The 26,711-nt window shown below is 62.9% G+C and carries 27 protein-coding genes and 3 pseudogenes; 8 read left to right on the top strand and 22 right to left on the bottom strand.

Annotated features, from left to right (window positions below):
- Positions 1 to 4: 4 nt before the first annotated feature.
- On the bottom strand, positions 5 to 1,432 hold the full coding sequence (locus AC0L39_RS16395) for an aromatic ring-hydroxylating oxygenase subunit alpha (RefSeq protein WP_473259459.1): 1,428 nt from the start codon (positions 1,430 to 1,432) through the stop codon (positions 5 to 7).
- Between the two features lie 105 nt (positions 1,433 to 1,537).
- Between AC0L39_RS16395 and AC0L39_RS16390 the strand changes: the two genes are divergently transcribed.
- Complete coding sequence (locus AC0L39_RS16390; protein ID WP_473259458.1) at positions 1,538 to 2,071, top strand: VOC family protein; 534 nt, start codon at positions 1,538 to 1,540, stop codon at positions 2,069 to 2,071.
- A gap of 115 nt (positions 2,072 to 2,186) precedes the next feature.
- Here AC0L39_RS16390 and AC0L39_RS16385 read toward each other — a convergent pair whose 3' ends face one another.
- Positions 2,187 to 2,996, bottom strand: a complete 810-nt coding sequence (locus AC0L39_RS16385) for a helix-turn-helix transcriptional regulator (protein ID WP_473259456.1) — start codon at positions 2,994 to 2,996, stop codon at positions 2,187 to 2,189.
- A 130-nt stretch (positions 2,997 to 3,126) separates the two neighbouring features.
- Between AC0L39_RS16385 and AC0L39_RS16380 the strand changes: the two genes are divergently transcribed.
- Positions 3,127 to 4,749, top strand: coding sequence for an AMP-binding protein (locus AC0L39_RS16380; protein WP_473259455.1), 1,623 nt, complete (start codon positions 3,127 to 3,129; stop codon positions 4,747 to 4,749).
- A gap of 3 nt (positions 4,750 to 4,752) precedes the next feature.
- On the opposite strand, the gene AC0L39_RS16375 is transcribed toward AC0L39_RS16380, so the two are convergent.
- The 13 genes and pseudogenes from AC0L39_RS16375 to AC0L39_RS16315 form a co-directional block, all read right to left on the bottom strand.
- Complete coding sequence (locus tag AC0L39_RS16375; RefSeq protein WP_473262431.1) at positions 4,753 to 5,283, bottom strand: SDR family oxidoreductase; 531 nt, start codon at positions 5,281 to 5,283, stop codon at positions 4,753 to 4,755.
- Positions 5,284 to 5,401: 118 nt separating this feature from the next.
- Positions 5,402 to 5,566 (bottom strand): annotated as a pseudogene (locus AC0L39_RS16370) (SDR family NAD(P)-dependent oxidoreductase); the annotation flags it as partial.
- A 114-nt stretch (positions 5,567 to 5,680) separates the two neighbouring features.
- A pseudogene (locus AC0L39_RS16365) lies at positions 5,681 to 6,891 on the bottom strand (acyl-CoA dehydrogenase family protein).
- Between the two features lie 12 nt (positions 6,892 to 6,903).
- Positions 6,904 to 7,683 carry a ThuA domain-containing protein gene (locus tag AC0L39_RS16360; RefSeq protein ID WP_473259454.1) on the bottom strand — a complete coding sequence of 260 codons (780 nt, stop codon included), beginning with the start codon at positions 7,681 to 7,683 and terminating at the stop codon, positions 6,904 to 6,906.
- Between the two features lies 1 nt (position 7,684).
- Positions 7,685 to 8,467: an SDR family NAD(P)-dependent oxidoreductase gene (locus AC0L39_RS16355; protein ID WP_473259452.1), complete on the bottom strand. Its 783-nt coding sequence runs from the start codon at positions 8,465 to 8,467 to the stop codon at positions 7,685 to 7,687.
- Positions 8,467 to 9,640: pseudogene (locus AC0L39_RS16350) on the bottom strand (thiolase family protein). Before AC0L39_RS16350 ends, AC0L39_RS16355 begins: the two are co-directional and overlap by 1 nt.
- The gene (locus tag AC0L39_RS16345) at positions 9,637 to 10,062 is read right to left on the bottom strand and encodes a Zn-ribbon domain-containing OB-fold protein (RefSeq protein ID WP_473259451.1); all 426 of its coding nucleotides are present in this window, start codon (positions 10,060 to 10,062) and stop codon (positions 9,637 to 9,639) included. Before AC0L39_RS16345 ends, AC0L39_RS16350 begins: the two are co-directional and overlap by 4 nt.
- A gap of 11 nt (positions 10,063 to 10,073) precedes the next feature.
- On the bottom strand, positions 10,074 to 11,150 hold the full coding sequence (locus tag AC0L39_RS16340) for an acyl-CoA dehydrogenase family protein (protein ID WP_473259449.1): 1,077 nt from the start codon (positions 11,148 to 11,150) through the stop codon (positions 10,074 to 10,076).
- Complete coding sequence (locus tag AC0L39_RS16335) at positions 11,147 to 12,388, bottom strand: cytochrome P450 (protein ID WP_473259448.1); 1,242 nt, start codon at positions 12,386 to 12,388, stop codon at positions 11,147 to 11,149. The genes AC0L39_RS16340 and AC0L39_RS16335 overlap by 4 nt, the downstream gene beginning before the upstream one ends.
- A gap of 101 nt (positions 12,389 to 12,489) precedes the next feature.
- Positions 12,490 to 12,867, bottom strand: a complete 378-nt coding sequence (locus AC0L39_RS16330) for a nuclear transport factor 2 family protein (RefSeq protein WP_473259446.1) — start codon at positions 12,865 to 12,867, stop codon at positions 12,490 to 12,492.
- Positions 12,864 to 13,637, bottom strand: a complete 774-nt coding sequence (locus tag AC0L39_RS16325) for a ThuA domain-containing protein (RefSeq protein ID WP_473259445.1) — start codon at positions 13,635 to 13,637, stop codon at positions 12,864 to 12,866. Before AC0L39_RS16325 ends, AC0L39_RS16330 begins: the two co-directional genes overlap by 4 nt.
- Before the next feature lie 4 nt (positions 13,638 to 13,641).
- Positions 13,642 to 14,652, bottom strand: coding sequence for an NADP-dependent oxidoreductase (locus AC0L39_RS16320; RefSeq protein WP_473262430.1), 1,011 nt, complete (start codon positions 14,650 to 14,652; stop codon positions 13,642 to 13,644).
- Between the two features lie 30 nt (positions 14,653 to 14,682).
- On the bottom strand, positions 14,683 to 16,821 hold the full coding sequence (locus AC0L39_RS16315; RefSeq protein WP_473259444.1) for a molybdopterin-containing oxidoreductase family protein: 2,139 nt from the start codon (positions 16,819 to 16,821) through the stop codon (positions 14,683 to 14,685).
- Between the two features lie 121 nt (positions 16,822 to 16,942).
- Between AC0L39_RS16315 and AC0L39_RS16310 the strand changes: the two genes are divergently transcribed.
- Positions 16,943 to 17,944 carry an NADP-dependent oxidoreductase gene (locus tag AC0L39_RS16310; protein ID WP_473259442.1) on the top strand — a complete coding sequence of 334 codons (1,002 nt, stop codon included), beginning with the start codon at positions 16,943 to 16,945 and terminating at the stop codon, positions 17,942 to 17,944.
- On the opposite strand, the gene mobA is transcribed toward AC0L39_RS16310, so the two are convergent.
- The 3 genes from mobA to AC0L39_RS16295 are packed head-to-tail and all read right to left on the bottom strand — an operon-like array spanning position 17,941 to position 19,209.
- Positions 17,941 to 18,432 carry a molybdenum cofactor guanylyltransferase gene (gene mobA / locus AC0L39_RS16305; protein WP_473262428.1) on the bottom strand — a complete coding sequence of 164 codons (492 nt, stop codon included), beginning with the start codon at positions 18,430 to 18,432 and terminating at the stop codon, positions 17,941 to 17,943. The genes AC0L39_RS16310 and mobA overlap by 4 nt on opposite strands.
- Positions 18,433 to 18,449: 17 nt before the next feature.
- Positions 18,450 to 18,791 (bottom strand): putative quinol monooxygenase, encoded by a 342-nt coding sequence (locus AC0L39_RS16300; protein ID WP_473259440.1) that lies wholly within the window; start codon positions 18,789 to 18,791, stop codon positions 18,450 to 18,452.
- Complete coding sequence (locus AC0L39_RS16295; RefSeq protein ID WP_473259438.1) at positions 18,754 to 19,209, bottom strand: nuclear transport factor 2 family protein; 456 nt, start codon at positions 19,207 to 19,209, stop codon at positions 18,754 to 18,756. The genes AC0L39_RS16300 and AC0L39_RS16295 overlap by 38 nt, the downstream gene beginning before the upstream one ends.
- A 133-nt stretch (positions 19,210 to 19,342) precedes the next feature.
- On the opposite strand from AC0L39_RS16295, the gene AC0L39_RS16290 reads away from it, so the two are divergent.
- Complete coding sequence (locus AC0L39_RS16290) at positions 19,343 to 20,179, top strand: SDR family NAD(P)-dependent oxidoreductase (protein ID WP_473259437.1); 837 nt, start codon at positions 19,343 to 19,345, stop codon at positions 20,177 to 20,179.
- Here AC0L39_RS16290 and AC0L39_RS16285 read toward each other — a convergent pair.
- Positions 20,176 to 20,952 (bottom strand): SDR family NAD(P)-dependent oxidoreductase, encoded by a 777-nt coding sequence (locus tag AC0L39_RS16285; RefSeq protein WP_473259435.1) that lies wholly within the window; start codon positions 20,950 to 20,952, stop codon positions 20,176 to 20,178. The two genes, AC0L39_RS16290 and AC0L39_RS16285, sit on opposite strands and share 4 nt — an antisense overlap.
- A gap of 355 nt (positions 20,953 to 21,307) precedes the next feature.
- Between AC0L39_RS16285 and AC0L39_RS16280 the strand changes: the two genes are divergently transcribed.
- Complete coding sequence (locus tag AC0L39_RS16280; RefSeq protein WP_473259433.1) at positions 21,308 to 22,906, top strand: FAD-binding protein; 1,599 nt, start codon at positions 21,308 to 21,310, stop codon at positions 22,904 to 22,906.
- On the opposite strand, the gene AC0L39_RS16275 is transcribed toward AC0L39_RS16280, so the two are convergent.
- On the bottom strand, positions 22,907 to 24,184 hold the full coding sequence (locus AC0L39_RS16275; RefSeq protein WP_473259432.1) for a cytochrome P450: 1,278 nt from the start codon (positions 24,182 to 24,184) through the stop codon (positions 22,907 to 22,909).
- Positions 24,185 to 24,269: 85 nt separating this feature from the next.
- Between AC0L39_RS16275 and AC0L39_RS16270 the strand changes: the two genes are divergently transcribed.
- Entirely contained in the window at positions 24,270 to 24,782 is a 513-nt protein-coding gene (locus AC0L39_RS16270; RefSeq protein WP_473259430.1) for a nuclear transport factor 2 family protein, read from the top strand.
- Positions 24,783 to 24,785: 3 nt separating this feature from the next.
- On the opposite strand, the gene AC0L39_RS16265 is transcribed toward AC0L39_RS16270, so the two are convergent.
- Positions 24,786 to 25,154 (bottom strand): nuclear transport factor 2 family protein, encoded by a 369-nt coding sequence (locus AC0L39_RS16265; protein ID WP_473259428.1) that lies wholly within the window; start codon positions 25,152 to 25,154, stop codon positions 24,786 to 24,788.
- A 119-nt stretch (positions 25,155 to 25,273) separates the two neighbouring features.
- Between AC0L39_RS16265 and AC0L39_RS16260 the strand changes: the two genes are divergently transcribed.
- Both AC0L39_RS16260 and AC0L39_RS16255 read left to right on the top strand, forming a co-directional pair.
- Positions 25,274 to 25,804, top strand: coding sequence for a carboxymuconolactone decarboxylase family protein (locus AC0L39_RS16260; protein WP_473259427.1), 531 nt, complete (start codon positions 25,274 to 25,276; stop codon positions 25,802 to 25,804).
- Positions 25,801 to 26,172: a hypothetical protein gene (locus AC0L39_RS16255; protein ID WP_473259425.1), complete on the top strand. Its 372-nt coding sequence runs from the start codon at positions 25,801 to 25,803 to the stop codon at positions 26,170 to 26,172. The genes AC0L39_RS16260 and AC0L39_RS16255 overlap by 4 nt, the downstream gene beginning before the upstream one ends.
- A 1-nt stretch (position 26,173) precedes the next feature.
- Here AC0L39_RS16255 and AC0L39_RS16250 read toward each other — a convergent pair whose 3' ends face one another.
- Complete coding sequence (locus AC0L39_RS16250) at positions 26,174 to 26,707, bottom strand: VOC family protein (protein WP_473259423.1); 534 nt, start codon at positions 26,705 to 26,707, stop codon at positions 26,174 to 26,176.
- Positions 26,708 to 26,711 lie beyond the last annotated feature (4 nt).

The raw sequence follows: 26,711 nt of genomic DNA, 5'->3' as shown, positions 1-26,711 counted from the left end.
CAGCTTACGCCGTTTTCGGCAGCTCACCCGTGATATATTTACGCAGGGTCGTCTGGAAATGGCGGACCCGGCTGTCCTGGTAATGGCCAAGTTCCATCATCCCTTCCTTCATCGATTTCATGCCGGTCTGGACATGCGGCAGGTTCGACATGTCCTGATCGAACACATTGGCGAGCTGCGGGCCCATAATGTCGGCGGCCCAGGCAAACGGCTCCTCGTCCGGGATGTACGTCATCTCGACAGCGCGAGGCCGCTCCTCGCCCTTGGGTGTGGGGAACAGCAGGCGGATTTCCATGATGCACCAGTCTGGCGTATCTCCGGGCAGCCAGCGATAGGTCAGCGTAGGGAGGAAACCGATCCACGGCGCGAAATTGGGGAAGATATTGTACGTGAAGTTGTCGAGGATTTCGCTGTCCGAGGCGTCCGAATAATCATAGCCATATTGCTCGGCGAAACCCTTTCGCCCCGCTTCGGCGAGCACTTTGCGAGCACCCAGCGGATCGGCGGAATCGTAGCCCTCCGCCGGTTCATCGCCTGCGGCAAAGCGGCGATTGGTGTCCGCGTCTTCGCCGCCGGAAAACTCGTTCATCTTCTCCAGCACGTAGTCCGAATTCTTGCCCTTCATATGCGGGCTGAGCACGCCGGACGGCGTGATCGCGCGGTTGAAGTGATCGCCGATGTGGTCGTAGCGCGTGTTTGCATCGCCGAGGAACGGCAGCAGCTGCGGGTGAGTGGTGATCGAATGCCACGCCTCCATGAAGGCCTCTGCGGTGGCTTTCCAGTTGGCAGGGATTTTCTTCTGCACCCACATCCCGGTATAGCGGTTCTCGAAATCGTAGCGCTCGTAATGCTCCGCTGCCGGGCCGAGCCATGTCTTGAAATCGGGCAGGTCGTGGTTCTCGGTGATCATGATAAAGCCCTGCCACAGCTCGACGCGAGCCTCGGGCAGGCACATTTCCTTGCCCTTGAGATGCTTGAAGTCCCACTCGGAGGGAATTTCCTTCAGGCTGCCGTCATTGCGCCAGGTGAAACCGTGGAACGGGCAGCGCAGCTGGATCGAATTTCCGCCGTCGGTGCGCAGCTTGCGACCGCGGTGGAGGCACGCATTGTAGAACGCTTTGACCTCGCCATCCTTTTGCCGGACCAGCAGGAAGCTCTGGCCCGCAATCTCGAACACGACCGTGTCGCCGGGATCGGGCATTTCATCTTCGCGCGCGGCGAACAGCCACACATTGGGCCACAGCTTCTCGCGCTCGAGCCGAGCGAAATCCTCACTGATATACGGTTCGACCGGCAGCGGATCGTCGGGCATGTCCGCGACGGTTTCTTCGAACAGGTAATCGGGCGGAGTGCGCGTGTCGCCCTCCAGCATGTCGGTGTAGCTCATGCCGGGGCAGCGGTCTTCGGCGCTGACGTTCTTGATCTCGTTCATGAGAGGCCTCTTTCGATCCCTTTCCTCGCACTTTGTGCAGTGTTCGCAAGGGACAATATCACACAGGTTCGCCCCCGGATCACACTATCGGATTGGAGAGGATCGATGGCGCATCAAAAAGGCATCTCACAGCTCGGCGAGGTGATGCAGCTCGCATTTGTGCCGCAGGATTTCGATGCGGCGGTGAAGCACTGGACCCAGACGATGGGCGTGGGGCCATTCTTCCTGATGGAAGGCATCCACCTCGACGGCATGAAGTACAAGGGCGAGCCGACCGAGGCAGCGTTCGACCTCGCGCTGGCCTATTGGGGCGATATCCAGATCGAGCTTATCCGCCCGCGCGATGCGCATCCCTCGATCTATTCCGGCGAATATGCCGATGTCACCGGGCTGCACCATGTCTGCATCCTGGTCGACGATATTGAGGAGGCTTACCGGGTATGCGGCGAGCAGGGCGCCGAAATCGTGATCGAGGGCGCGCTGGGCGGTAGCCGCGTCATCTATGTCGATCCGGGGCGCGGTCCCGGACACCTCGTCGAGATATTGCAGCAAGGCAAGGACGGCCCCGGCCTGTTTGCCATGATCAAACAAGCGGGCGAAAGCTGGGATGGGTCGGAGCCGCTCAGAAGGCTGGGTTAATAGGGGAGGGCGTGTCGATGGGGAACGGCTGCGCAGCAGCCGCAAGGCCGTCCGTAGCGATCCGGGCTTCAGGTCGCATGAGCGAGGAGATCGCACCCCGGGTGGGGCGCAAGCCTCAGGAGTTCGCCCCCAGGTAGCCCAGCTGCCCGGCCTTGAAGATCGTCTGCGCGCGGTTCACGCTGTCCAGCTTCTCTCCGGCGCGGTGGATGTGGTAGCGGATCGTCGCGTGGCTGCGTTCAAGGATCATGCTGATTTCCTTGTCGGTCTTGCCGATCGCGGCCCAGCGCAGGCACTCGACCTCGCGTTTCGAGAGCACGCAGTCCGACGGGATGCGCCGTTTGGTCCGGTGCGCCTGGACGTAGCCCGCGATAAACCGGCGGCTGAGCTGCGAAAACAGCGAGCCATACAGCGCGAACTCTTCGGTGAGGTCCTCTTTCTCGCGGTCCATGCTGATGAAGCTGTTCGCTGAAATCTGGCCGAAAGGCAGGTGCACGGGGATCACAATCGCGGCCTTGCACAGCGAGCGTTTTTCAAAATCGGCAAGGTCGATCTCATCGAGGTAGGAATTGCGCCAGCGCGTGTTGAACCCCTGGCTGTTCACCCAGAACGGCTCGCTTTCATACCGGCAGGCGCGGGGCAGCGGGGAATGCAGCGCCAATCGGTGGTCCTCCCACCAGCGCGCACCATCGTCGAGCCAGCGGAAGATATCCGCGTTGAGGATCGTGCCGTCGGCATCCACCATCGGTTCCTTGGAGGAGATATCGTCGCACATCGCGATCTGCATGCCCCGTTCCTGGGCGATGCGGGCCATGTTTTCAGCGGCGTCGTGGATGTCCTCCGGACAGGTGATCGTGATCTGTTCAAGCAGCTGATCAAGTTGCTCGCGGCCCTGCGGCGCGCGCAGTTCTACGACGTTTTTTCCCATACCGGGTCCTCTCCTCGACTCTCTCCGCAGTCACACTACTCCACTTTGATCGATTCGCCTCATACTTTACGCAGGGGAAATGGAGGCTGGCGCTGGCTAGGCCCGCTTTGACGTTCAGGAGGATTGCGCGATGGTCTGGCAAGGTGAGAATTTCGGAGCGGCGCTCAAGGCGCTGGCCAGCGGAATCGAGCCGGAACGGCCCGCCCTGATCCACGGCGAGCGAATCGTCACATGGAGCGAGCTCGACGAGCAGACCGACCGAATCGCCGAGGGGCTGCGCGCAAAGGGACTCGAGCCCGGCGACATTGCCGGACAGATGCTGCGCAACAATCCCGATTACATCCTCGCCTATTTCGGCTGCATCAAGGCAGGCGTGACCCCGGTCAACGTGAACTATCATTACAAGAGCCGTGAGCTCGCCGATATCTTCGAGCGGTTCGGTCTGAAAGCGCTCTTTACCGAAAGCGATTTTGCCGAAGACGCCGCCGCAGCGATGCCCGGGAACGCGCTCACCATCGATGTGGGAGGCGAGGATTGGGCGCAACTGCGCGGGCATGACCTGCCCGGCGATTTCGCGGTGCATGACGATCCGCAAGCCCTGTTCCTCACCGCGACCGGCGGAACTACCGGAATGCCCAAGGCGGTGAAGTGGCCGTTTGCCGAGGCGTGGCAGGCTTTCAGCATATCGGTTTGGCAGCGCGGGATCGGCGAGCCGCCTTTCGTCGCGGCCTCACTGGAGGAGCAGGTCGCAGAAGCTGCAAAGATTGGCCCCGACCACCCGGCGAGCGCGTCGCCGCTGCTGCTGCTCAGCCCGCTGATGCACGGCGCGGGGCAGTTCACCGGGGTAATCCACCTGTTGAAGGGCGGGACTTTGGCGCTGCTGCCGCATGAGAAATTCGACGCGGATATCGCGTTGGACGAAGTGAAACGGATCGGGGCGAGGGGCGTCTTCATCGTCGGCGATGCCTTTGCGCTCCCACTGGCGGACCGGTTGGATGCGCGCGGCGATGCGGCAGACGTGACCGCGAGCCTGCGCACGATCACGAGTTCGGGCGCGGTGTTCTCCGAAAGCGTCAAGAAACGCCTGATCGAGCATCACAAATCGCTCGTGGTAATCGACGCTTTGGGATCGTCGGAAAGTTCCGGCACAGCCATCGTCATTACCACGGCGGCGGGATCGACCGGGGGCGGGAAATTTTCCGCGTTGCCTGGACGCGAGACGAAGCTGTTCGACGAGAACCTCGAGGAAATCGAACCGGGCAGCGACGGCGTCGGCATCGTCGCGCGCACCGGGCCGCTGCCGCTGGGCTATCTCGGCGAAACCGAAAAGAACGCGCAGACCTTCCCGGAAATCGGCGGCAAGCGCTGGCTGATGACGGGCGACCGGGCGCGCTGGGCGGCAGATGGCAGCATGGACTTCATCGACCGCGACAATATGTGCATCAACACAGGCGGTGAAAAGGTCTTCCCCGAAGAGGTCGAAGCCGTTCTGCAGGAGCACGAAGGCGTCCACGATGTGCGCGTCGTAAGCCTGCCCGATCCGCGCTTTGGCCGGAAGGTCGTGGCGGTGGTGGAGCCGGACGCCGGAGCGGGCGATCTTGAGAAAGCGCTCGACAGTCATGCCCGCGAAGGCCTCGCCGGATACAAGATCCCGCGCCTTTACGTGTTCACCGACCAGTCGCTCAGGCTCAACAACGGCAAGCCGGATTACAAGACCGCGCAGAAACTGGCTGACGCGGCAGGGGCGAAATAGCGTCTACTCTGTCGCTCTTTGCGCCTTGTCCTTTTCGTTCGTGCCCTTGATCATCGCGCGCATCTGGTCCCATTCGGCATCGCCCAGTGCGTGTAGCACCGGGTAGAACGTCCCGCCATTCGCCTGATAGCCTGCGCCGTCGATCGCGATGGTCTGTCCGTTCACATATTCCGCGCCTTGCCCCATCAGGAACACCGCAAGATTGGCGAGCTCGTGCATTTCGCCCGCCCGGCCCATCGGGTTGAGGTCGTTCTTCGAATTTCCGCCCTGTCCGCCGGGGCTGAGCCGCGCGCTCATGCCCTTGGTCGGGAAGAGACCCGGCGCGATTGCGTTGAAGCGCAGGCCATAGCGGCCCCACTCGGTCGCCAGGCTTTGGGTCATGGCGTGGATTGCGGTCTTCGACATTGCGGAGGGCACGACAAACGCACTGCCCGACCATACCCACGTGGTGAGGATCGAAAGGAAGCTTGCCGTTTTCTTCTCCTCGATCAGTCGCTTGCCGACGTCGAGCGTGACGTAGAATGTCCCGCGCATCACGATGTCTGCGATGGCGTTGAAGCCGTTCACCGACAGGTCTTCGGTGCGGCTGATGAAATTGCCGAGCCGCGTTGTTGACCACGCCGGTGAGCGCGCCGCCATCGGCCCAGATCGCATCGACCATAGCGTGGATAGCGTCGGCTTCGCGGATATCGCAGGCATGAGCGACAACTTTGCCCCCGTGCGCCTCCATCAGCTCCGCCGCGGTTTCGTCCAGCTTGTTCTGGCGACGCCCGCAGATGTAGACGGTCGCGCCCAGTTTCAGAAACCCCTCGGCCATTTCTCGGCCCAACCCGGTGCCGCCGCCGGTGACGAGGATACGCTCGCCGTCCATCAGGCCATCGCGGAACATCAGCTTCGATACGTCCATGTCTTGAGTCTTTCGTATGAGGGATCAGAGACCGAGAACGGTCTTGGCAATGATATTTTTCTGCACTTCGTCCGATCCGCCAAAGATCGTGGCCGCACGGTTGTTGAGATACCTGCCCATCGCGGTCTGCGCGAGCTCGCTGCCGACCGGTTCCGGTGCTTCATTGCCGTAAAGCGGGCGCTCCAGCGGCAATTGCAGCGCATCTGCGCCAAGCAGCTCGAGCCGGAGCGTGTCGATCTCCTGACCGATATTCGATCCGAGCAGTTTGACCAACGAGGTTTGCGGCCCCGGCGCGCGGCCCTTGGCGAGTTCGGCGAGGATGCGCAGTTCGGTAAATTCAAGCGCCTCGGCTTCGAGCCGGGCGCGCGCAAGCCGGTCGCGGAACCGCGTGTCGTGCGCCATCGCTCCGTTTACGCCCGAGGGTTGATCCTTGGCGAGTTGTTCGAGCTTCTCGATCGATTTGAGAAGCCGCGGCGCGTAGCATGATCCACCGCGCTCGTTTTCGAGCAGGAATTTCGCAATCGACCAGCCAGCGCCTTCTTCGCCGATGCGATTGTCGTACCGAGGTCGCGGCGTCGCTGAAGAACACTGCGTTGACTTCGTGATCGCCCGACATGGAATGGATCGGCGTCACTTCCACCCCGTCCTGATCCATCGGCAGCAACAGGAAGGTGATGCCGGCCTGTTTCTTGACGCTCGCATCGGTGCGCACGAGCGCGAAGATCCAGTTGGCGTGGTGCGCGCGCGTGGTCCAGATCTTCGACCCGTTCACCACATACTCGTCGCCCTCAAGCCGCGCAGTTGTCTTGAGCGAGGCAAGGTCCGATCCGCTGCCGGGTTCGGAATACCCCTGGCACCAGTAATCCTCGCCCGACAGGATTCTGCGGCAGAAAGCGCTCCTTCTGTTCGGGTGTGCCGAATTCGCAGATCACAGGCCCGACCAGCCGCAAGCCGAGGATCGCCAGGCTCGGCGCACCCGCGAGCGCGCATTCCTTTTCGAAGATGAATTTCTGCGTGGGCGTCCATCCGGTCCCGCCATCTGCCTCGGGCCAATGCGGCGCGACCCATCCCTGTTCGTAGAGGATGCGGTGCCATTCCATGCCGATATCCGGCTCGACAAAAACGCCCGGAGTGCGCCGCGCGCCATCTTTCAGCCGGTCGGGCAGTTTCTCTGCCAGAAATGTGCGCACTTCCTCGCGGAAAGCGAGGTCCTCGGTTGAGAAATTCATGTCCATGGCTCGCGTCCCTTAGTTTTCCTCTCGCGTTTCGTCTCTTTGGGCCCAGCCAATCGAGCGGCGCAGAAGGTCGTAATAAACGTCGTAATTCCACGCGCACATTTCCTTGTGCGGGTAGAAATCCTGCATTCCCGGCAGATCGTAATGGCCGCGGCAATGGCCGAGCGTGTTGTAAACGATGCGGCCCTTGCCGATGTCGCGGGTGTAGAGGATCGGCACGGCGGTCTTCTCCCACTTTTCCTCGACGAAGCCGGTGGCCTCGCCTTCGAACGTGGTCTGCATCAGCGTGTCGATTTCTGCGGTGGTGTTTGACAGGTAAAGCTCGTCCACCACTTCGAAATCGTCGATCCCGCGCGTGAGTTCGTGGGTCTTGTTCACGACCTCGACCTCGAACGGGCCGATCGGGGGATGTGCCTTGAACTGCGCGCCGAGCATGTCGAAAATATCGGGGCGGATATCCGGCGCATCGACGAGGCCGTCCTCGGTAAAGACGAGGATCGAATTGGTCCCGTGCAGTGCCAGCCACTTTCCGCCGCCCTCCAGCCATGCGCGCAGCTGCTTCGCCTGTTCCTCGCTCGGCATCAGGTCGCAGGTGTAGGTGACAAGGAACCGGCACGCATCAAGCCGCTCCAATCCGGAATAATCCGCTGCGACGGTCGTGCGGATATGCGGATGCTCGGCGAGCAGCTTGAGGATCTCGAGCCGCGGATAGTCGATATCGTGATACTTGCCCGCTGCGACGAAGTGCGCGTCGATCCGGGTGGCTGGCTGCGTTGTGGTCTCTTGGCCCATTCTAACTCCTGATCGACCCGCCGCCATCGACCGTGAAGTCGCAGCCGGTGGTGAAACTGGCATCATCGCTGGCGAGGAAGACAACGGCCTTGGCGACCTCCTCCGGCTCGCCGATGCGGTTCATCGGGTGGGTGGCGGCAAAATTGGTTTCGATGTTTTCGGGCGTGTCGGCGCCCGAATATTTGTAGCGGTCATACATCGGCGCGCGGATTGCGCCGGGGTGAACCATGTTCGCGCGGATCGGGACGCCGCGTTCGGCGCAGTCGAGCGCGATGCTGCGGGTGAGGCCGAGCAATCCGGCTTTCGAGGCGCTGTAGGCGGCAACGAACGCCGCGGCGCGCATCGCAATCATCGAACCGATATTGACGATGGCGCACGGCTCTCCGCTCGCCTCCATCGCCGGTATCGCTGCGCGGCACCCGTAGAATGGCCCTTCGAGATTGATGTCGATCGTGCGCCGCCAGCTATCGAGATCGACGTCCACGACATTGCCCGGCTCGGAAATCCCGGCGATGTTGCACAATATCGTCAGCTTGCCGAATTGGGCCTGCGCCGCCTTGATCGCTTCGTGCCAGCGATCAAGATCGCGCACGTCGAGTTCGAAAGCCTCGGCATTCTCTCCCAGATCATCCGCTAGCGCGCGCGCCTTGTCGATCTGGACATCGCACAGCAGCACCTTGCCGCCCTCGGCCACGATCATGCGCCCGACTGCCGCCCCGATCCCTTCGGCGCCGCCAGTGACGAGCGCTACCTTTCCCTCCATCCGTCCCTGTTCCTTGGCCATCACCGCTCCAGGATCGCGACCGCAGAAAGGCCCGGTGCGCCGTAGACGTGGCTGTATCCGGTCCTGGGCGGCCCGCCGTCGGACACAGCCACTTGCCGCTCGCCTGCGCGGCCGCGCAATTGTTCGACGTTTTCGTACACCTGCCTGAGGCCCGATGCGCCGATCGGCTCGCCGCAGGCGAGGCATCCGCCATCGGTGTTGATCGGCAGCTTGCCGCCGCGCTCCGACCAGCCATTGGCTAGCCATTCCTCCTGCTCGCCGTCCTTGCAAAAGCCGTTTTCGGCCATGTGCATGATTTCAGCGCCGCTTTCGGTGTCCTGAAGCTGAGCGACGTCGATATCCTCGGGGCCGATCCCGGCGCCTTCGAACGCAGCCTGGGAGGCGAGTACGGTCGGCTTGCCGCCTTCCTTCACGCTGACGCCGGCCTGGAAAACTTCGAAGCTGTCGGGTGGGCGGGTTTTTACCGCGACCTTGGCAATCTTGACCGAGCGATTGTCCGACAGCGCGCCCAGTTCCTTCGCCTTCTTTTCACTGGCGAGGATCAGCGCAACGCCGCCTTCGACCGGGGCGCAGAACATGAATTTCGTGAGCGGATCGTTGATCATCGGCGCATTCATGATTGTCTCGAGATCGATCTCGCTGCGCCGCCAGGCATGGGGCGTCACCGCGCCGTTGCGAAACGCTTTTTCCGCCACCCGTACCGAGGGTCTCGCGGCTGATCCCGTGCAGCTGCATGTAGCGCTGGATTTTGAGCGCGAAGAACTGCGTGGTGAGCATCATGCCGGTCTGCCCGTACCATTCGGGCAGGCCGTAATCCGATGGCTTGGCGTTGAACGCGCCGCGCGGATGCTTGTCGAAACCGACCGCCAGCGCGAGGTCGTAAAACCCGCTCGCAATCGCCATTTGCGCTGACACCAGCGCGCTGCCGCCGGTCGCGCAGCCATTGGCGACATTGGTAAAGGGAAGCGAGGTCAGGCCCAGCTCGTTGACCATGATGTCGGCGCTGCCGGCCGCTGCCGATCCGCCATAGGCGCATTCGATATCGGACCATTCTAGCCCTGCATCCTTCATCGCCTCGCGCACGGCGAACACGCCCTGCTCGCGGCCCGAACGGCCCTCTGTCCGGCCAAAGGGATGGATGCCAGCGCCGATAATATAGACATTCTCGCTCATGCCGCTTTCTCCTGCGCCTGTGAGAGGGGACGAAAGGCGAACGTGTCATGGCTGTCGTTGAACGGGACGATGCAAAACTCCATCGGCATGTTCAGGTCGAGATCTTCGAGCCGCGCATCGACGATCCGGCTCTCGACGATGACTTCACCGGGAAGTTCGATATAGCCGAGCAGGAAAGGCTGGAAATCGGGCGGACCTTCGTCCGGGCCGGAGCCGGGGCCTTCATAGGGTTCTTTCGGAAGAAAACCTTGCGAGGTCCACGACCAAAGCTTCCCATGACGCGAAAGCTTGTAGGGCTCCACGTCCTTTGCGGCATCGCCTTGCGGCATCGGGAACACGATCTCGCCCGAAGGCAGGCGCCCGCCCATCAGATGCGGCTCGGGATCGTCGCTCCACAGGTCCGGATCGATCTTTGTGCCCATAGCCTTATCCCTCATGCAGCCAGTGCGTATTCGGCGAGGACGGTGTCGGTGTCCCCCAGCAGCCGCGCAAGCACCATCACGCGCTTCATCGCATGGCCGATTGCAAGCTCGTCGGTGATCCCCATGCCGCCATGCATCTGGACCGCCTCGCGCGCGACGGCATCGACATTCTCCGCGCTAAACGCCTTCGCGCCTGCCGCTGCGCGCCGCCACGCGTCCGCGTCGCCGCGGTCGGCGAGAGCGGCGCGGTAGAGCATCGAGCGGCATTGCTCGATCCTGGCATAGGCGTCGACGAGCCGGTGCTGGAGCGCCTGGAACGAACCGATGGCGACGCCGAATTGCTCGCGCTCTTTTACGTAAGTGAGCGTGTCGGCAAGCAGGCGCTGACCCAGCCCGGTCATTTCCGCCGCCGCATAAAGACGCGCCTCGCCGACAATTGCTGCCAATTGGCCGGGCGTCAGGTCAAGCCGGGCGCTGGCCTTGGCGCGGGTCAGTTTGAGCTCGCCAGCAATGCTGCCATCGGCGAGCCGGTAAGGCCGCACTTCGAGACCTTCGGTGTCCTTGGAAAGGAGGAAGCACGCGGTCTGTCCGTCATGCTCGGCAGTGACGATGAACAGGTCCGCCAGCGCTGCTCCCATCACGAAGGTTTTCTCGCCCGAGAGAGCCGGGCCATCGCCCTCGGCCTTCGTCCCCTTCGCTGCAAGGTTGTAACGCTGCGCCCGCTCGGCCCAGGCGAAAGTGGCGATCTGCTGTCCGGCGATCACCGCCTCAAGTGCATCATGCGCTCCGCCGCGATCAAGCAGCAGAGCGGGAAGCGCGCCAAGCTCGAGCCACGGGTCGGGCGCATTGGCCTTGCCGATCGCCTCGGCAACGAGCGCGAGATCGACCGGCGAACCCGCGATCCCGCCCGCATCCTCATCTGCGGCGAGCGCGATCAGCCCGAGCTCGGCGAGGCTCTCCCAGCGCCTGCGATCGTAGCCCGCGGGCGACATGCGCAGCTTGCGCCGGGCCTCGACATCGATCGGCGCGGCAAAGCGCTCAACGCTGGAGCAGAACATCTCCTGCTCTTCGGACAGGTCAAAATTCACGCCTGCTTCCTCGTGAAGGTGATCGGCAGACGGGTTACGCCGCGCAGCAGGATATTGGGAAGGATCGTGATCCCCTCTTCATCGGCGACCGCGAAGTTTTCGAGCCGCTCGAGCAATTCGTCGAACGCAACCAGCATTTCCTTGCGGCTGAGCATGTTGCCCACGCACATATGCGGGCCCTTGCCAAAGGCGAGGTGCGCGCGCGCATTCTTGCGCTCGATATCGAATTTGTCGGGGTTTTCGAACTTCCTGGGATCGCGGTTTGCTGCAGCATAGCGCAGCTGAACCACACTGCCCTCGGGCATCGCCACGCCGCCTAGCTCCGTATCGGCTTTCACAATCCGCCACATGCCCGCCGTGGGCGTTTCATAGCGCAAGCTTTCCTCGACAAGGTTGCCGATCAGCTTCGGATCGCGCCCGCCCGCGGCTGCTTTCGCTTTCTCCATCTGCTCGGGATTGCGGATCAGCTGGAGGAGGCCGCCCGCCAGCGTCGAGGTCGTCGTCTCGTTCCCCGCAACCATGAATTGCTGCATGATCGACATGATCTCTTCGTCGGTCAGCGGGGTTTCTCCCTCGACCCGCGCTTCTACGAGGTCGGTGAGCAGGTCATCGCCGCCATTGGCGCGCCGCTCATCGATCTTCGATTTCATGTATTTCTGGTATTCGACAAAGGCGTGTGCGCATTCGAGCTGGCGTTCGCGGCTCACCATCTGGCTGAAGCGGTCGACCGCCGCATCGGACCAAGCCTTCACCTGCTTGGGATCGTTGTCGAGGCCGATCTGGTGCGCGATCATCGCGACCGGCAGGGGGATCGCGAAGGCTTCGACGAATTCCGCCTCCCCCGAACCGGCCATATCCTCGATCAGTTCAATTGACTTGGCGCGCATGTCGGCCTCGATGGCGTTCACGCGCGGCGCAGAGAAAGCGAGGTTTACCAGCTTGCGATTGCGGGTGTGGACCGGGTGGTCGGCGGTGAGCAGCGTGGGCGGGTTGTCCCAGCCGTCTTTCAGGATTTCCTGGATCTCCTCGTCTTCCGCGCCCATCAGGACGGTGAAGTCGTTCGAGAAAATTTCCGGCTTCGTATTCGCTTCGTTGCACAGGTCGTACGTGTAGACGACGAAGGTGTTCATCTCCGGCAGGTGCTCGATCTCGATCCCGGTATCGTGAATCGCGCTGTAATAGTCGAACGGATCGATCAGCGTTTCTGGGGCGAAAACGTTGCCCTCTGGCTTGTTCATGGTGGCGGCTCCGGTCCCTCTCAAATACCGGCAGAGCCTAGCCCCATGCCGCGCCCCTGCGCGATGCGCGAATGTGTTAGGCCCCTTTTCGCCGAAGCGCCTCAGGCCCTGCCAAATTCGCGCTGGAATTCGGCCATGTCGAAATAATCGCGCCACTTGGTGATGAGCCCGTCGCCATCAAGCTCGAACGTGCCCATCACCCGGATAGAGGCTTTGCGGCCATCCTTGAGCGTGAAGGCGTCGGTGCGTTCGGTCAGGACGGTATTCTCGTTTTCAGCAATGGCGTGAGTGTCCCACTGGCAGCCCGCCACGTTGACCATAAAGCCGGCCACCGCCTCTCGCATCGCCGGTTTGCCCGCAATCGGGTCCATCGGAATATTGTGCCAGACGACGTCATCGGCGCACAATTCATACATCGCCTCCATGTCGCCGCTGTTCCAGCAGCCGATAAGGGCGGTGACGGTCTCGGTCGGGGTCATGGGCTTTCTCCGGCGATGAAGTTCAGGGCGTTGGCGAGAATCTGGCGCACATGCGGATTCTCGTAGGTCTGCGGCGCATCGCCGAATTGCAGGTAAACGAGCGGGGCGTTCTCCACCCGCTTGTGCCACGCGACAAGGTTGCTGCCCGGCGGATGGTCCCAGCCCTCGTTCGAATAGAGCGTGCCCGAAATCCCGAGCGCGGCGGAATAGAAGTTGTCGCGCGTGAAGGCGTAATCGGACCGTATGAGCGGCTCGACATCGTCCTCGAAAATCTCGGCGAGGTAGAGTTCGTCGGTCACTGTGAATTCGGCAGGCAGTCCTGCGGTGACCGGATGATCCGCGACCACCCGTGCGCTGTATTCGACATCGTGGCGGTAGCCGGAATCGAGCACTTTCTTCCCACGCACTTGCCCCGGTGTGTAGAGAAATCGCCCGCCCAGCATTTCGTGCCATTCCGGCCAGTCTGCCCATCCGGCGAGCGCATGGTGCATAGCCACCGCACCGCGCCCTGCCTTGAAGCGCTCCACCACGGCCCGGCGAAATCCTTCCGAGGGCGGGCGCGAGGCGACCCAGTCATCGGCGAAGGTGTAGCCGCCCATATCGTAGAACAGCACTGCATCGGCTTCGAGCGCGCGGCCATTGGCGACTTTCTCTTCCGCCTCGGGGTGCATCAGGTGCGTGATGTCCCACTCGCCAAGCGCCGATAGCAGCTCGGCGAACGGTTCGCGCTCATAGGCATGACCGCCGGACAGGACGAGCAGGTCGCGCATTACATCACGCGATCTTCAGGATCATCTTGCCCTGGTTCGATCCTGCAAACAGGCGCATGAAACTTTCGAAGGCGTTTTCCAGCCCCTCGTCGATGTGCTCTTCGCTGTAGAGCTTTCCGGCCGCGGCCCATTCGCCCATCTTGGCCGCGCCTTCGCCAAAGCGCTCGACGTAATCGGCGACCAGCAGCCCCCGGATCGAGGCGCGGTTGACGATCAGGCGCCACAAATTGCGCGCGCCGCGCGGCTCGGTGTTGTATTCGCTGATCAGGCCGCAAAGGCCGACGCGGGCGTAGAGGTTGAGGTTCATCAGCCCCGCATCGAGGATTTCTCCGCCGACATTCTCGAAGATCACGTCCACCCCGTCGGGCGCAGCTTCGGCGATGGCTTTCGTCAGCGCGGCCTCGTCCTTGCCCTTGTAGTCGATCGCGGCGTCGAAGCCGTATTTCTCGGTAAGCTTCGCGCATTTCTCGGGACCGCCCGCAATGCCGACCGCGCGGCAGCCGTGGATTTTTGCGAGCTGCCCGACCAGCGATCCGACCGCTCCAGCCGCGCCAGACACCAGCACCGTCTCACCTTCCTTAGGCTCGCACACTTCGAGGAAGCCGAAATAGGCGGTCATCCCGACCGCGCCGAAGATCGAGAGGTAATTGGTGACATTCGGCACGGCGGAATGCTCGATCGGCTGGGTAAAGCCGCCCGCGACGCCGATGGAATAATCCTCCAGCGCGTTCAGCCCCATCACCCACTGGCCCTTTTCAATCCCTTCGGCGCGGCTTTCCTCGACCACGCCAATCGTGCTCGCGCGCACCGGATCGCCGAGCGGGATCGGCGGCATGTAATTGCCGCCCGCATCCATCCACCCGCGCATTGCCGGATCGAGCGAAGCGTAGTGATTGCGGATCAGGAATTGCCCCTCCGCAAGCTCCGGGGTTGGCTCGGTAACGAGTTCGAAGTCTTCGCGCACCGGCTCGCCATCGGGGCGACGCTGCAGCAGGAAGCGCCGGTTATCGGGCATGGACATTCCTTCGCTTGGAGTGATTGAAATTCAGGCCGCGGCCAATTTGACCGGGATCGCGCTTTGCAGGCTTTGCCCGGTGATCGGATCGAAATCGACCACTTCGCTGGTGAGCCGGTTGGTCGAGGAGCCGCGCTCGCGCACATCCTCCTTCGAGGCATCGGCGTCGCCATACGCATGCGCCATCGAAACGAGGCCCCGCCGCACCTTGTCGCTTGCTTTCACGACGCCGTGAATGGTCGCATGCGGGCTGCTGATCTCGACGATCCCGCCTTCCTCCAGCCCCAGATCGGCGATGTCGTCCGGGTGGATATAAGCGGGATTGGTGGTCGTCTTTTCCTGCAGTTTCTTGAGCGGGTGGCCGATCGAATTGAACCGCGTTTTCGAGCGGCGACTGATCAGCTTGAATTCGAACCCATCGCGCTGCGCGGTGTTGTCGGCATAGCGCAGGATTTCCTGCGGCATATCGCCCACCGCAAGATCGAAGCGGTGGAACTCGCTCTCCTCAAGCGGTTCGACCTCCGGGTGCAGATCGGAATAGATCACTGCGTCTCCGCCCGCCGCCTGCGCATCCTTGCGCACCTGGCTTGGCGGGACGAGGCATCCCTCGACCATCAGGTCGAGAAATTCCTCCTTGGTCGGCTTGCGGTCCATCGGCAGCGGGCCGCCGGCAAGCTGCATCGTGATCCCGAGATGCTTGGCGAGCGTCCAGAACATTTCATACTCGTCGATGACGTCGCCCGGCGGCGTCGCCACCGCCTCGACATAGCGCGCATAGGGTTCCTCGTGCCACCATTCGGACAGGTTGGTGATGTCCTCGCGCTCGAGGCATTGCGACGGCGCCAGCACGACATCGGCGCGCCGTGCGCTGGCGCTCATCCACGGATCGATCTGCACGAACAGCTCAAGATCATCGAGTGCGCGGGCCATCTTCGCCTGATCGGGGAAGCCGACAACCGGATTGCCGCCGACCGAGATGAACGCGCGCACTTGCCCGTCGCCCGGCGTGAGGATTTCGTCGGCCAGCACGTTGCAAGGCATCTCCCAGCCAAGATGGCCGAGGCCGCGGAAGCGTGATCTGGGCATCCCTTCGGCGCCGAACATCGGCACGGGCGGGGCAACCTGCGCGCGGCGCGGACCTTGCGGCGTGGTGAAGACACCGGGGATTGCAGCTTTCTCGCCCTCCTGCTTGAAGCGGGCACAGATCGTGTTGAGGCAGCAGACAAGGTATTCGGTAAGCGCGCCATTGCCCGCCATTTCAGGACCGGTCCCGGTGACAGCGCAGCCCTTCGACCCGCCTGCGAACATCCGCGCGGCGGCGATTAGCTGGTCCTTCTCGACCCCGGCGCGCTCCGCCGCAATCTCCGGCGTCATCGACTTCACAGCCTCGGCAAGCTCATCGAAGCCGTCGACATGGGCGGAGACGAAATTGCGGTCGTACAGTCCTTCCTCGATGATGACATTGAGCATTCCGGCGAGCAGCGCGGGGTCTTCGCCCGGCTTCACCGGCAGGTACAGATCGGCAAGCCGCGCCACGTCGCTTTCGCGTGGATCGGCGACGATCAGCTTCATGCCTTCAGCCTGCCGGTCGCGGATGCGGCGTGAAGGACTGAAGGGCGGAACGCCGCCGACAGGCGCATAGTGCGAGACGATCGGATTGTTACCTATGAACATCGCCACATCACTTTCCGAAAAGGTGTTCGGCCCGCCCATCCACTTGCCGTACCGCATGGTCGTGAAGACCTTGGCGGGCTGGTCGAGCGTGACAGAGGTGTAGAAATTGCGCGTCTCCACGGCCTGTGCGAAGCTGAGCGAAGCCGCCATCGCGGCGCTGTTCTGGAAACCGCCTGAACCCATGAACACCGCGACCGAATGCGGACCGTGCTCATCGATGATCCGGCGCAGCTCGCTGGCGACATGCTCCAGCGCCTGCGGCATCGGCGTTTCCTGGAATTCGCCGTTTTCATCGCGGATGAGGCTGTGATGCAAACGGTGTGCCGCATTGTGCGAATCCGGCAGCTCGCGCCCCTTCATGCAGGTATAGCCGTGATAGGCCGGATCGTCCGGATCGCCGCGCACGGCCAGGACCTTCCCATCCTCGACATCGACCTCCATCGCGCAATTTGCATGGCAGAACCGGCAGAACGTCTTGTGAGTCTCGATACCCATCGCATGTCTCCTTGGCTCGCAAACTACCACACGGTGTGCATGCATCGACTGACACTTTTGTCCGTGGAGCGCGCGGCGCGAGGCCCGCATTAGGGAACGCACATTTTCAGGAGATGTCCCGATGCCCACCACCACACGCCAATGGCTCCTCAACGGTCACCCCCGCGGACGCGGAATCGGGGATGGTGATTTCAAGCTGGTCGAAACCCAGCTGCCGGACGCTGACGAGGGCGAGATGGTGCTCGCGACCCGCTATCTCGGCTTCGATCCGGCGCAAAAGGGCTGGATGGAAAACATCGCGGACTACGTCGCGCCGATGAATATCGGCGACGTGATGCGTGGCAGCGGTATCTGCGAAGTGATCGAGAGCAATAATGGCAAATTTGCTGTCGGAGACTTCGTTTTCGGTACGACGGGGTGGACCGAATATCTCGTCCATGATGGCGAAGGCCTGACCAGGGTCGAGACCGAATTGTCGCCTACAGCCGTGCTGTCGGTGCTTGGTACGACCGGCCTCACCGCCTATTGCGGGCTGTTCAAGATCGGCAAGCCGGTTGCGGGCGACACCGTGCTGGTTTCAGGCGCGGCGGGCGCAACCGGGAGCGTGGTCGGCCAGCTTGCCAAGATCGCAGGGTGCCGCGCAGTCGGCATTGCGGGCGGCCCTGAGAAGTGCGAATGGCTGGTCAAGGAAGCGGGTTATGACGCGGCGATCGACTACAAGGCCGACGATGTAAAAGGCCAGATCAAGGAACACTGCCCGCGCGGCGTCGATGTGATCTACGACAATGTCGGAGGCACGATCCTCGACGATATGCTCGCCAATATCGCCACCAATGCGCGCGTTGTCGTTTGCGGCGGGATCAGCCGCTACGAATCCGGCGGGATGCCAACCGGGCCGGGCAATTATTTCAACCTGATCTTTCGCCGGGCGAGCATGGCGGGCTTCATCGTGCTCGACTGGGCGGTCGAGTTTCCCGCCATCCGCAAGCGGCTCGAAGCGTTCGTGGCCGATGGCCGCCTGAAATATCAGGAGGACATCCAGCAAGGATTCGAGAACGCTCCCGAAACGCTCCAGCGATTGTTCGTCGGCAAGAACCGCGGCAAGCAGATGCTGAAACTCTAATCCGGCAAATCGTCCGGCGTGTTCACGTTGAGCAGCGGCGGGTCGAACGCGACCTGCCGCGCCGAGATATGATCGGCAAAGCTATAGAGCGCCCGCCCTCCGCCGGCGATGAAGCTATCGAGTTCGTGAGCGAGGCCTGCCGGCCAGAGCCCGACAACCGGCTGGCTGCGCACGATACCTGCGCCCTTTCCGGACAGGATTTGTGCGAGGTCGGGCGGCAGGTTGGGCACATCGACCCCCGCACTCAGCACATGGGTGAAGCCGTGCGCCTGTGCGTGCGCGAGCGCCGCATTAAGCCCGCCAAGCGGACCGAGCCCCGCTTCGGGCAGGTCGGGGATGCACTCGAAATCCGGCTCCTCGCGCCCGCAAACAACCAGCGTCTCGCACTGCACGCCGAGGCGTTCGGCTACGAGGTCGATCAATCGCCAGCCATTGTAGCGCGCATGAGCCTTGTCGCTGCCGAACCGGCGCGCTTGCCCGCCAGCCAGGATGGCACCGAGGGTCTTCAGTCGAACGCCTCGGTGGCTTGGCCTTCGGCGTTGTAGACCGGCCCTTCTGCATCGACGCGGTATTTCTTGCTCTCCGCCCCGGTCATCCCGAACTGGCCGATATGGTCGCGCATTCCGGCATAGGCTTGCCCCTCGAAATGCTTCGCTAGCGCTTCCTCGCTTTCCCATTCCTCGAACACGTTGACGCGCGCCGGATCATTGCCGTCGGCGCTCCATTCGTAATGGTTGCACCCATCCTGCGCGAGCGCGGCGTCGATATGCGGTTTGGCGCTGGTCAGCGCCTCGGCACGCTGGGCCGGATCAAGGTCGATCTGGGCGGCGATTACGATCTTGGCCATCAGGCTGCTCCTCTTGCGGGTTGTATTCGGCGATGATCTGGAACGCGCGCTTGGTATAGACCCAGCGGCCATCGCGCTTTTCAAGCTCGTCGGTGTAGAGCCCGCCAATCATGCGGGTGGAGCCGTCCTTGCCCTTGAGCACTTCCTGCGTCTGCACGCGCGATGTGGCGGTGTCGCCATCGACCTCGATCGAGGCGGGAACGCAGCTGAAGCTGACCGCATCGAAATTGCTCATCGCGCCGAGCCAGGTTTCGACGATCGCCTCGCGCCCTTTCAGGGTCATGCCCATGAAGTCCCAGTCGGCGTCATCGGCCCAGACCGATCCCCATGTCTCGGCATCGAACCGCACGACCCCGTCGCCGTACACCTCGTGCAATTCGCGGATTTCGAGCCGATCCTCGATTGGTCCTGTAAACATCTGTCTCTCTCCCTCGAGCGTTGCGCCTGCTGTGCCGCGTCCGACCCTCGCGCGACAATGGACACTTTTGGGAAGGGTGGTGGCGAAAGACCTTGCGTAAGGTGACTTCGACAAATCATCGGGAGGACAGATCATGGGCCAGCTTGACGGAAAGACAGCGGTGGTGCTGGGTGCAGCATCGAAGGACAATATCGGCCAGACCATCGCGCGGCTGTTCGCCAGAGAGGGCGCGAGCGTGATGGTCGCAGGACGGCACGAGGATGTGCTGTCCGATCTCGCAGACGAGATTGGCGGGCATTATGCGCTGTGCGACATCACCAGCCATGCGCAGGTTCACGCGCTGGCTGGCAAAGCGTCGAGCGCAATGGGCCGCGTCGATGCGGCGATCAATTGCACCGGCTGGGGCCTCTTGTCGAACCTGCTCGAAACGACCGAGGAACAGCTCGACCAGATGGCCGAGTTGCAATTCAAGGGCGTGCACCATTTCCTGCAAGCGTTTGTTAAAGTCATGAGCGAGCAGGACCCGACGGGAGGCTCGATCATCTCGCTGTCCTCGGCGACGACCAGGGCGCTGATCAACAACCATGTCGCCTATATCGGCTCCAAGCGAGCGAACGAGGCGATGATCGAGTGCGTTGCCAACGATTTCGGACATCTCGGTATCAAGGCCAACACCGTGTCGCCCGCATTCACCGAGAGCCCGATGACCGAGGGAGCGTTCGCGACACCCGGTCTCGTCGATGCGTTTTTGCCGCGCTACCCGCTCGTACCGCCTCAACACCTCCGACGACGTGGCGCAAGCGCGCCTGTGGCTGTCGAGCGACAACGCATTCGTGACCGGCCAGCATATCCAGCCCAATGGCGGCCTGACGCTGCGCGGCAATCCGCAGGCCAGCGATATCGAGGCGGCGGTGGGCGCGGCGATGGCGAAGCAGAACGAAGGCTGAGCCCGCCCGCAATTGGCTCCTAGAACTGCGCCGTCCCGCCATCGACGCTGATCATCGCGCCGGTGATCCCGGCCCCTTCCTTGCTCGCGAGCAGCAGCGCGACCGCTGCGATTTCCTCGACCGTATTCGGGCGCTTGATCGCAGATTCCTGCGCGAACATCGTGATCATCTCGTCGAATTCCATCCCCATCGCCTTGGCCGTGGCGGGGCCGTTGTTCTTGATGATGTCGGTCACAACCAGGCCGGGGCAGATCGAGTTCACCGTCACGCCTGCTTCGCCGACTTCGCGCGCGAGTGACTTGGTCATCCCGTTCACCGCGTGTTTGGCTGCGGTGTAGGCGGTGAAGACCGGCTTGCCGTGCTTGCCCTCCATCGAGGACATGTTGATCACCCGTCCATCGCCCTGCTCCAGCATCGGCTTCAGCGCACGGCGAGTGGCCCAGAAGGTCGAATAGACGTTCCACTTCATCGTTTCATCAAACACCTCGTCCGACAGGTTTACCATCGGCTGCAGATCGCCCGCGCCGCCCGCATTGTTGACGAGAATGTCGATCCTGCCGAAGTGCTCGACCGTTTGGTCGATGAAGCCTTCGACGTCGGTCTGGTTCATGACATCGCCGGACACGAAGATCGCTCGGTCCCCGACACCCAGTTCATCGAGCACCTTTGCGCCCTTGTCAGGATTGCGCGCGAATAGCGCAACCTTCGCCCCTTCGGCCAGGAACGCCTCCGCGATGCCGCGCCCCAGTCCTGCAGTGCCGCCGGTGATCGCTGCGACTTTGCCTTCAAGCTTCATGCTGTCTCTCCCTTAGGCCAATGCCTAGCCGGGAGCGGCGCGGTGCGCACCTTCCCAAAATGGCGAGGGGCCGTGCCTTGCGGGAGCACCCCATGAGACACATGAGACAGTGTTCAGGGGCAAAAATCCAATCGATCAATAATGCGCCAATTAATCGAGCAAGACGATCACCGGACAGGAGGGCGAGGAAACCACAGCACATGGATGCGACAATGGCGATCGGCATGCGAGTAGGAAAACGGTTTCATCCTGCCCGCCTTGCCAAAATGAGGGATTGCCGGGGGCGGCCTTGCGCGCCTCTATGCACACCATGAGCGATTGCGATGTAATTATTCTCGGCTGCGGGCCTGCAGGCATGTCAGCGGCGCTGGCGGCACACGAAGCGGGCGCGAAAGTCGCGCTTGTCGAGAGGTTCGACCGCATCGGCGGGACCGGCGCGGTGTCGGGCGGGGTGATCTGGGTCGCTGGCAATCCGCGCCAGCGCGCCGCCGGGATGCAGGACAGCCGCGAGGAAGCGCTCGCCTATTTCAGATCGCTCGATCACGGCGATCTGGTGGACGAAACGCTCGAGGCATTCGTCGATCACGGGCCGGAAGCGCTCGAATTTCTCGAACAGGCCGGCGCGATGAAGGTCGCGTTGCTCGATGGGTATCCCGATTACTACCTCGACCGTCCGGGGGCCAAGCCCGAAGGCGGGCGCGCGCTCGACCATGACCTGTTCGCGCTGGGCGAGCTTGGCGAATGGGCCGGGCGTATCACCGCCATCGAAGAGCCCAAGCCGATGATGCTGCGCGAAACGCCCTTGGGCGGCGGCAGCGGTGTCGTGCCGCCGGAGGAATTGCAGCGGCGCATGGCGAACAATGAGCGCGGTTTTGGTCAGGCGATGGTCGCACGGCTGCTCAAGGCGCGCCTGGAGCGCGGGATCGAGCCGATCCTTAATGTCGAGACGACGCGGCTGGTGCGCGAAGGCGACGCAAGGACGGGGCGCATCACCGGCATCGAAGGCACGCGCGATGGTGACCCCTTTGCCCTGTCGGCCCGAAGCGGGGTCATCATCACCACCGGCGGGTTCGAGTGGGACGAAGACAAGCGCCAGACGTTCCTGCGCGGCCCGATGGATGCCCCCGCCAGCCCGCCCACTGCGCGCGGCGAAGGGCTGGCGCTGGCAATGGAAAGCGGCGCGAAGCTCGGCAACATGACGCAAGCGTGGTGGGCGCCGACGCTGGCCGTACCCGATGCACCGTGGCCAGGCGGCGAAGAGCGCGCGCTGCCCGTGCTGATCGAGCGCACCGTGCCGCATTCGCTGATGGTCAACCGCGCGGGAAAACGGTTCTGCAACGAAGCGGCGAATTACTCGGCGCTCGCGGGAGCCTTCCACCAGTTCGACCCGCAGACCTACGACTACCCGAACCTGCCTGCATGGCTGGTGTTCGACGAAGACTATGTGGAGCGCTATCCGATCGGCCCGCGCCTGCCGGGGCAGCCTGTGCCGGACTGGGTGACACGCGCCGATACGCTGGAGGATCTGGCGGCGACGCTCGGCATTCCTGCCGATGCGCTTGCGCAGACCGTCGAGCGTTTCAATGCCCATGCCGAAGCGGGCCACGATCCCGATTTCGAGCGCGGCACGTCCGCTTACGATCACTTCTACGGTGACCGCAGCCGTGCCGATGAGAAGGGAGGGGCAGCGGTCACACTCGGCGCGGTGGCACGCGCGCCGTTTTACGCGGTCGAGATCTGCATGGGCCTGCTCGGGACCAATGGCGGCGCGAGGACGGATGGGCAGGCGCGCATCCTTGGCCATGACGGCGAACCGATTGCAGGGCTGTACGGCGCGGGCAATGCTATCGCCTGTCCGACCGGCGGGATCTATGCAGGCGCGGGCGGGACTTTGGGACCGGCGCTGACCTTCGGCTATATTGCGGGAAGGACGGCGGCGCGGGCGAACGCCTGATCAGCGCTTTTTTGGCTCGAACTCGATGTGAAGTTCCTTCAAGCTGCGCAGCAGGAAGTGCGGGTGATAGGTGAAGTCGTTCTTCCCTTCTGCAAACCACATGTCCTCGAACCGGTCGACGACCGCGGTAAAGCCCCATGTCAGCTCGCGCCGGGCGAGCGGTGCGCCAAGGCAATGATGCGTCCCTGAGCCAAAGCCCATGTGTGCGCCTGCCTTGGGCCGGTCGAGGTCGAGCTTTTCCGGACAGTCGAATGCGCGCTCATCGCGATTGGCGGCGGCAAAGCGGATGTTGATCATCGCCCCCTTGGGGATCGTCACCCCGGCAAACTCGGTATCCTCATTGACGAACCGCATCAGCGATTGCACCGGGCTTTCGAGCCGAACGACCTCCTCGACGAAGGTTCTCATATATTTGCCGGGATCGGATTTGAGCTGCTGCCAGACATCCTTGTTCTCGATCAGCAGCTTCATGCCCGCCGCCAGCGCGTTGGTCGTCGTCTCGCTACCGCCCACGAAGGTATCCGCCATCATCTCGGCGCGCAGTTCGTTGTCGGTCAGCGGGCGTCCCCATTCCTCGATCACGGTGTTGACCAACACGCTGATGAGGCTGTCATCGGGATGCTCGCGCAGCCGCTCGAAGATCGGCTGGAAGTAATGCTGCGCCTCGATCTCGCGGTCGACCATTTCCATGTGGCGATCTTCGGGCAGCATCAGCGAGATGCGGTGGAAAAACGCGTCGGTCCAACCCTTGATCCGCCACATGTCCTCGCGCTTGGCGCCCATCTGCTCGCCGATGATGAACAGCGGGAGCGGCACGCAAAACTGCTTCACCCATTCGCATCTGCCTTCGTCCAGGAAGCTGCCGATCAGCTCATAGGCGAGCCCTTCGACCTGCGGGTCGATCTCCTTGATCCTGGACGGCTTGAACGCCTGGTTGAACATGGCGCGCATCTGCTTGTGATTCGGATCATCGCGGCCATTCAACGTCGGCGCGGGCAGCCAGCCTTTCTCCTTGAAGCGCGCCATCACCTTGTGCGCGCGCTCCATATCGCCGGCGCTCGCGCGGAACTGGCTGTCAGCAGCGGAGCTGGGGAAACGTTCAGGATCGAGCAGCACCGCGCGCACATCGTCGTAACGGCTGACCACATACATGTCGGTTCCGGGGATGTGATAGACCGGCGCCTCGTCGCGCAGCGCCTTGTAGGCGTCATAGGGGCATTGCTGTGTTGCGGGGTCGAACAGGTCGACCTCCAGATCATCATTGGCGGCGGTGGCCATCCATCCCTCCCGAAACTGCTTATGGTGTTTCAGGTAGCCTCGCCGCGATACTGCTCCCGGACAATTGGCGGATTGGAGAGGGCGCGTGGAAGCAGCGTTACAGGAGCTGATCGACAAACAGGCTATCGGAGACGTGATCCAGCGCTACGCGCGCACGCTCGACTGGCTCGACGATGAAGGGCAGGCGGGGTGCTATTGGCCGGATGCGGAGGTCGATTACGGCTTTTACAAGGGGCGCGCCGACCAGTTCCTGCCGATCGTGATGGAGGTGGAGCGCGGTTCCGACCGGCGCTGGCACATGCTGTCGCAGCCGCTCATCCGGTTCCACTCGGCCAGGAGCGCGAGCAGCGAATGCTACGGGATTTTCGCAGGCGCAAAGCGGCAGGACAACGGCAGCCTGGCGGGCAATCTCTATGGCGGGCGCTATCTCGATGAATGGGAGAAACGCGGCGGCGAATGGCGCATAGCGGCGCGAACCTATCTGCTGGATTGGCAAAGCGATCTGGTTGACCAGCCCGGTTTCGAACCGAACCCCGACTTCCCGCTGCCGACAGCCAAGATCGATGCGAGTGGCCATCCGCTGTATCGGCGGCTGTAGCGGCTATTCCTCGGCAGGCGGGTCCATATAGTCGCGGTAATAGGTGAGCTGGCCGTCCTTAACCTTGTAGATGCCGACGCCCCCGCGAGAGCCATCCGGTCCACGCCCATCTCCCACATGCATGGTCCAGCGCGCCCACACCGCGTGATCGTCGCCGAATATCTCGTCCACGGTGAAGCTGATTTTCCGCTCTCCCATCTCCTTCACCATTGTCGTCATGAAGCCGAGGATCGCATCGCGGCCCTTGTGCGCGCCCCATAGAGGGTCTTCGAGCACCGCATCCTCGGCGAACAGCGGCGCCAGCTTGGTGTAGTCGCCCGCATCCTGAATACGCCAAAACTCCTCGATGACCCGCTGCGCTTCGCCTGCCATGAATGCCTCCTCTGCCAAGCGCCGATCATGCCATGCACCGCGCCGCGTACCCCCTGCGAAAATGGCGAGGGCCGCGATCGGGCCAGCGCAGTGTATGCTGCGCGGCACAGGAGAATATCATGTCCACCACGCCCCGCGTGTCGTCTGCCATTCCCGGCGAGCCGGCGCATCTCGGTTCTGTCCTCGCGCATCATCCCGCGCTCGCACGTTCCTTCATGGAATTATACGGGCAGTTCTGGGACAGCGATGTGCTATCCGCCCGGCTCAAGGAGGTCGCGCGGATGCGCAATGCGCGCGTTACCGAATGCGGGTTCTGCCGCAATGTCCGCTTCGACAAGGCGCTCGATCAGGGACTGGCCGAGGATGTCGTGGACGATATCGACTGGGGTTATGAGACGTCGGACCGGCTGAGCGATGCCGAAAAGGCGGTGCTCAAGTTCACAGACGCCGTGATCCACGATCCCGAGCTGCTGACCGGCGATGCGCGCGCCGCCTTGCAAAAGCATCTCAGCCCCGAACAAATCGCAGAGCTTGGGCTCGGCCTGACGCTGTTTCTCGCGCTCGCCAAGGCGCTGATCACGATGGGGCTGGAGCCGGAGGTCATGGACCGCACGGTCCTGCCGACCCCTGCACCGGCTGAACCGGCATGAGCGGCCCGGTCGCCGCTGCGCTTTCGGGCACGCCCACGCTGGGCGCGAAATACGAGGCGTTTCGCGAGGCCGCGCACGCGGCTCTTGGCGAGGACATGACCGCGCAGGTTCGCCATGCGGTGGCGCAGGTGCACGGGCTGGAAGCGGCTCCGGGCGACACCGCGCCTGCTGGTGGCCCGCCTGAAAGCGCGTGGCTTGCCTATGCGCGGCGAATGCCGTTCGAGCACACCGCGATCAGCGATGGCGAGGCTGCGGACGTGATCGCCGAGCTGGGCGAGCCGGGTTACGTGGCGTTTTCGGTCGTCGCAGCGCTCGCCGATGCCGAATGCCGCGCGGCCAAGGTCGATCTGTCGGGGCTGGCGCGCTGAGCTAACCAAGCTCGCGCAGGATGTTCTCGCCATTCCAACCGTGTGCGGCCCCGCGCACCTTGGCATAGAAACCCGTCAGCGCTTCGCCGGGCTCGTACAGTTCGATCATGTGGCCAAGGCTCTGGGCCGTATCGACGAATGCAAACCGCATGCCGCCGGTGGTCTCGGACAATTGCGCAAGCGGCATGCCATCCGCCTCGAAACCCGCAATTGCGCAGTCCAGATCATCCACGAACACGGCGACATGATGCAGGCCAAACCTGCCCGATCCGGCGGGGTAGAGATCGTGCACCGCGCTCGGTTCATCGCCGTGCTGCTGGACGAATTCAACCATCAGATCGCCCCATTGACCGTAAGCGCTGGAATGATCGAAGCGCTGTTCGGCCCCGCGATGCACGCTGGATGCGAGCGGTACGTTGCGGAAGAGGAAATAGGGGCCGGAGCCGAATTGTCGCGAATGCATAAGCGCGGCCGCTTCGATATCTGGCACGAAGTAAGCGATCTGCCGAATCGCAAGCTCGCCGTTCGCGGCCATCAGC

The sequence above is a fragment of the Erythrobacter sp. K21-9 genome (assembly GCF_055808355.1).
Note: the sequence above shows the minus strand (reverse complement) of the source record. Positions and strands in the feature narration are given on the sequence as shown.

Excerpts from the sequence above, each read along its gene's own strand:
- AC0L39_RS16395 (WP_473259459.1), bottom strand. The coding sequence starts at position 1,432 with ATGAACGAGATCAAGAACGTCAGCGCCGAAGACCGCTGCCCCGGCATG.
- AC0L39_RS16390 (WP_473259458.1), top strand. The coding sequence starts at position 1,538 with ATGGCGCATCAAAAAGGCATCTCACAGCTCGGCGAGGTGATGCAGCTC.
- AC0L39_RS16385 (WP_473259456.1), bottom strand. The coding sequence starts at position 2,996 with ATGGGAAAAAACGTCGTAGAACTGCGCGCGCCGCAGGGCCGCGAGCAA.
- AC0L39_RS16380 (WP_473259455.1), top strand. The coding sequence starts at position 3,127 with ATGGTCTGGCAAGGTGAGAATTTCGGAGCGGCGCTCAAGGCGCTGGCC.
- AC0L39_RS16375 (WP_473262431.1), bottom strand. The coding sequence starts at position 5,283 with ATGCGCGGGACATTCTACGTCACGCTCGACGTCGGCAAGCGACTGATC.
- AC0L39_RS16360 (WP_473259454.1), bottom strand. The coding sequence starts at position 7,683 with ATGGGCCAAGAGACCACAACGCAGCCAGCCACCCGGATCGACGCGCAC.
- AC0L39_RS16355 (WP_473259452.1), bottom strand. The coding sequence starts at position 8,467 with ATGGCCAAGGAACAGGGACGGATGGAGGGAAAGGTAGCGCTCGTCACT.
- AC0L39_RS16345 (WP_473259451.1), bottom strand. The coding sequence starts at position 10,062 with ATGGGCACAAAGATCGATCCGGACCTGTGGAGCGACGATCCCGAGCCG.
- AC0L39_RS16335 (WP_473259448.1), bottom strand. The coding sequence starts at position 12,388 with ATGAACAAGCCAGAGGGCAACGTTTTCGCCCCAGAAACGCTGATCGAT.
- AC0L39_RS16330 (WP_473259446.1), bottom strand. The coding sequence starts at position 12,867 with ATGACCCCGACCGAGACCGTCACCGCCCTTATCGGCTGCTGGAACAGC.
- AC0L39_RS16325 (WP_473259445.1), bottom strand. The coding sequence starts at position 13,637 with ATGCGCGACCTGCTCGTCCTGTCCGGCGGTCATGCCTATGAGCGCGAA.
- AC0L39_RS16320 (WP_473262430.1), bottom strand. The coding sequence starts at position 14,652 with ATGCCCGATAACCGGCGCTTCCTGCTGCAGCGTCGCCCCGATGGCGAG.
- AC0L39_RS16315 (WP_473259444.1), bottom strand. The coding sequence starts at position 16,821 with ATGGGTATCGAGACTCACAAGACGTTCTGCCGGTTCTGCCATGCAAAT.
- AC0L39_RS16310 (WP_473259442.1), top strand. The coding sequence starts at position 16,943 with ATGCCCACCACCACACGCCAATGGCTCCTCAACGGTCACCCCCGCGGA.
- AC0L39_RS16300 (WP_473259440.1), bottom strand. The coding sequence starts at position 18,791 with ATGGCCAAGATCGTAATCGCCGCCCAGATCGACCTTGATCCGGCCCAG.
- AC0L39_RS16295 (WP_473259438.1), bottom strand. The coding sequence starts at position 19,209 with ATGTTTACAGGACCAATCGAGGATCGGCTCGAAATCCGCGAATTGCAC.
- AC0L39_RS16290 (WP_473259437.1), top strand. The coding sequence starts at position 19,343 with ATGGGCCAGCTTGACGGAAAGACAGCGGTGGTGCTGGGTGCAGCATCG.
- AC0L39_RS16285 (WP_473259435.1), bottom strand. The coding sequence starts at position 20,952 with ATGAAGCTTGAAGGCAAAGTCGCAGCGATCACCGGCGGCACTGCAGGA.
- AC0L39_RS16280 (WP_473259433.1), top strand. The coding sequence starts at position 21,308 with ATGTCAGCGGCGCTGGCGGCACACGAAGCGGGCGCGAAAGTCGCGCTT.
- AC0L39_RS16275 (WP_473259432.1), bottom strand. The coding sequence starts at position 24,184 with ATGGCCACCGCCGCCAATGATGATCTGGAGGTCGACCTGTTCGACCCC.
- AC0L39_RS16265 (WP_473259428.1), bottom strand. The coding sequence starts at position 25,154 with ATGGCAGGCGAAGCGCAGCGGGTCATCGAGGAGTTTTGGCGTATTCAG.
- AC0L39_RS16260 (WP_473259427.1), top strand. The coding sequence starts at position 25,274 with ATGTCCACCACGCCCCGCGTGTCGTCTGCCATTCCCGGCGAGCCGGCG.
- AC0L39_RS16255 (WP_473259425.1), top strand. The coding sequence starts at position 25,801 with ATGAGCGGCCCGGTCGCCGCTGCGCTTTCGGGCACGCCCACGCTGGGC.
- AC0L39_RS16250 (WP_473259423.1), bottom strand. The coding sequence starts at position 26,707 with ATGGCCGCGAACGGCGAGCTTGCGATTCGGCAGATCGCTTACTTCGTG.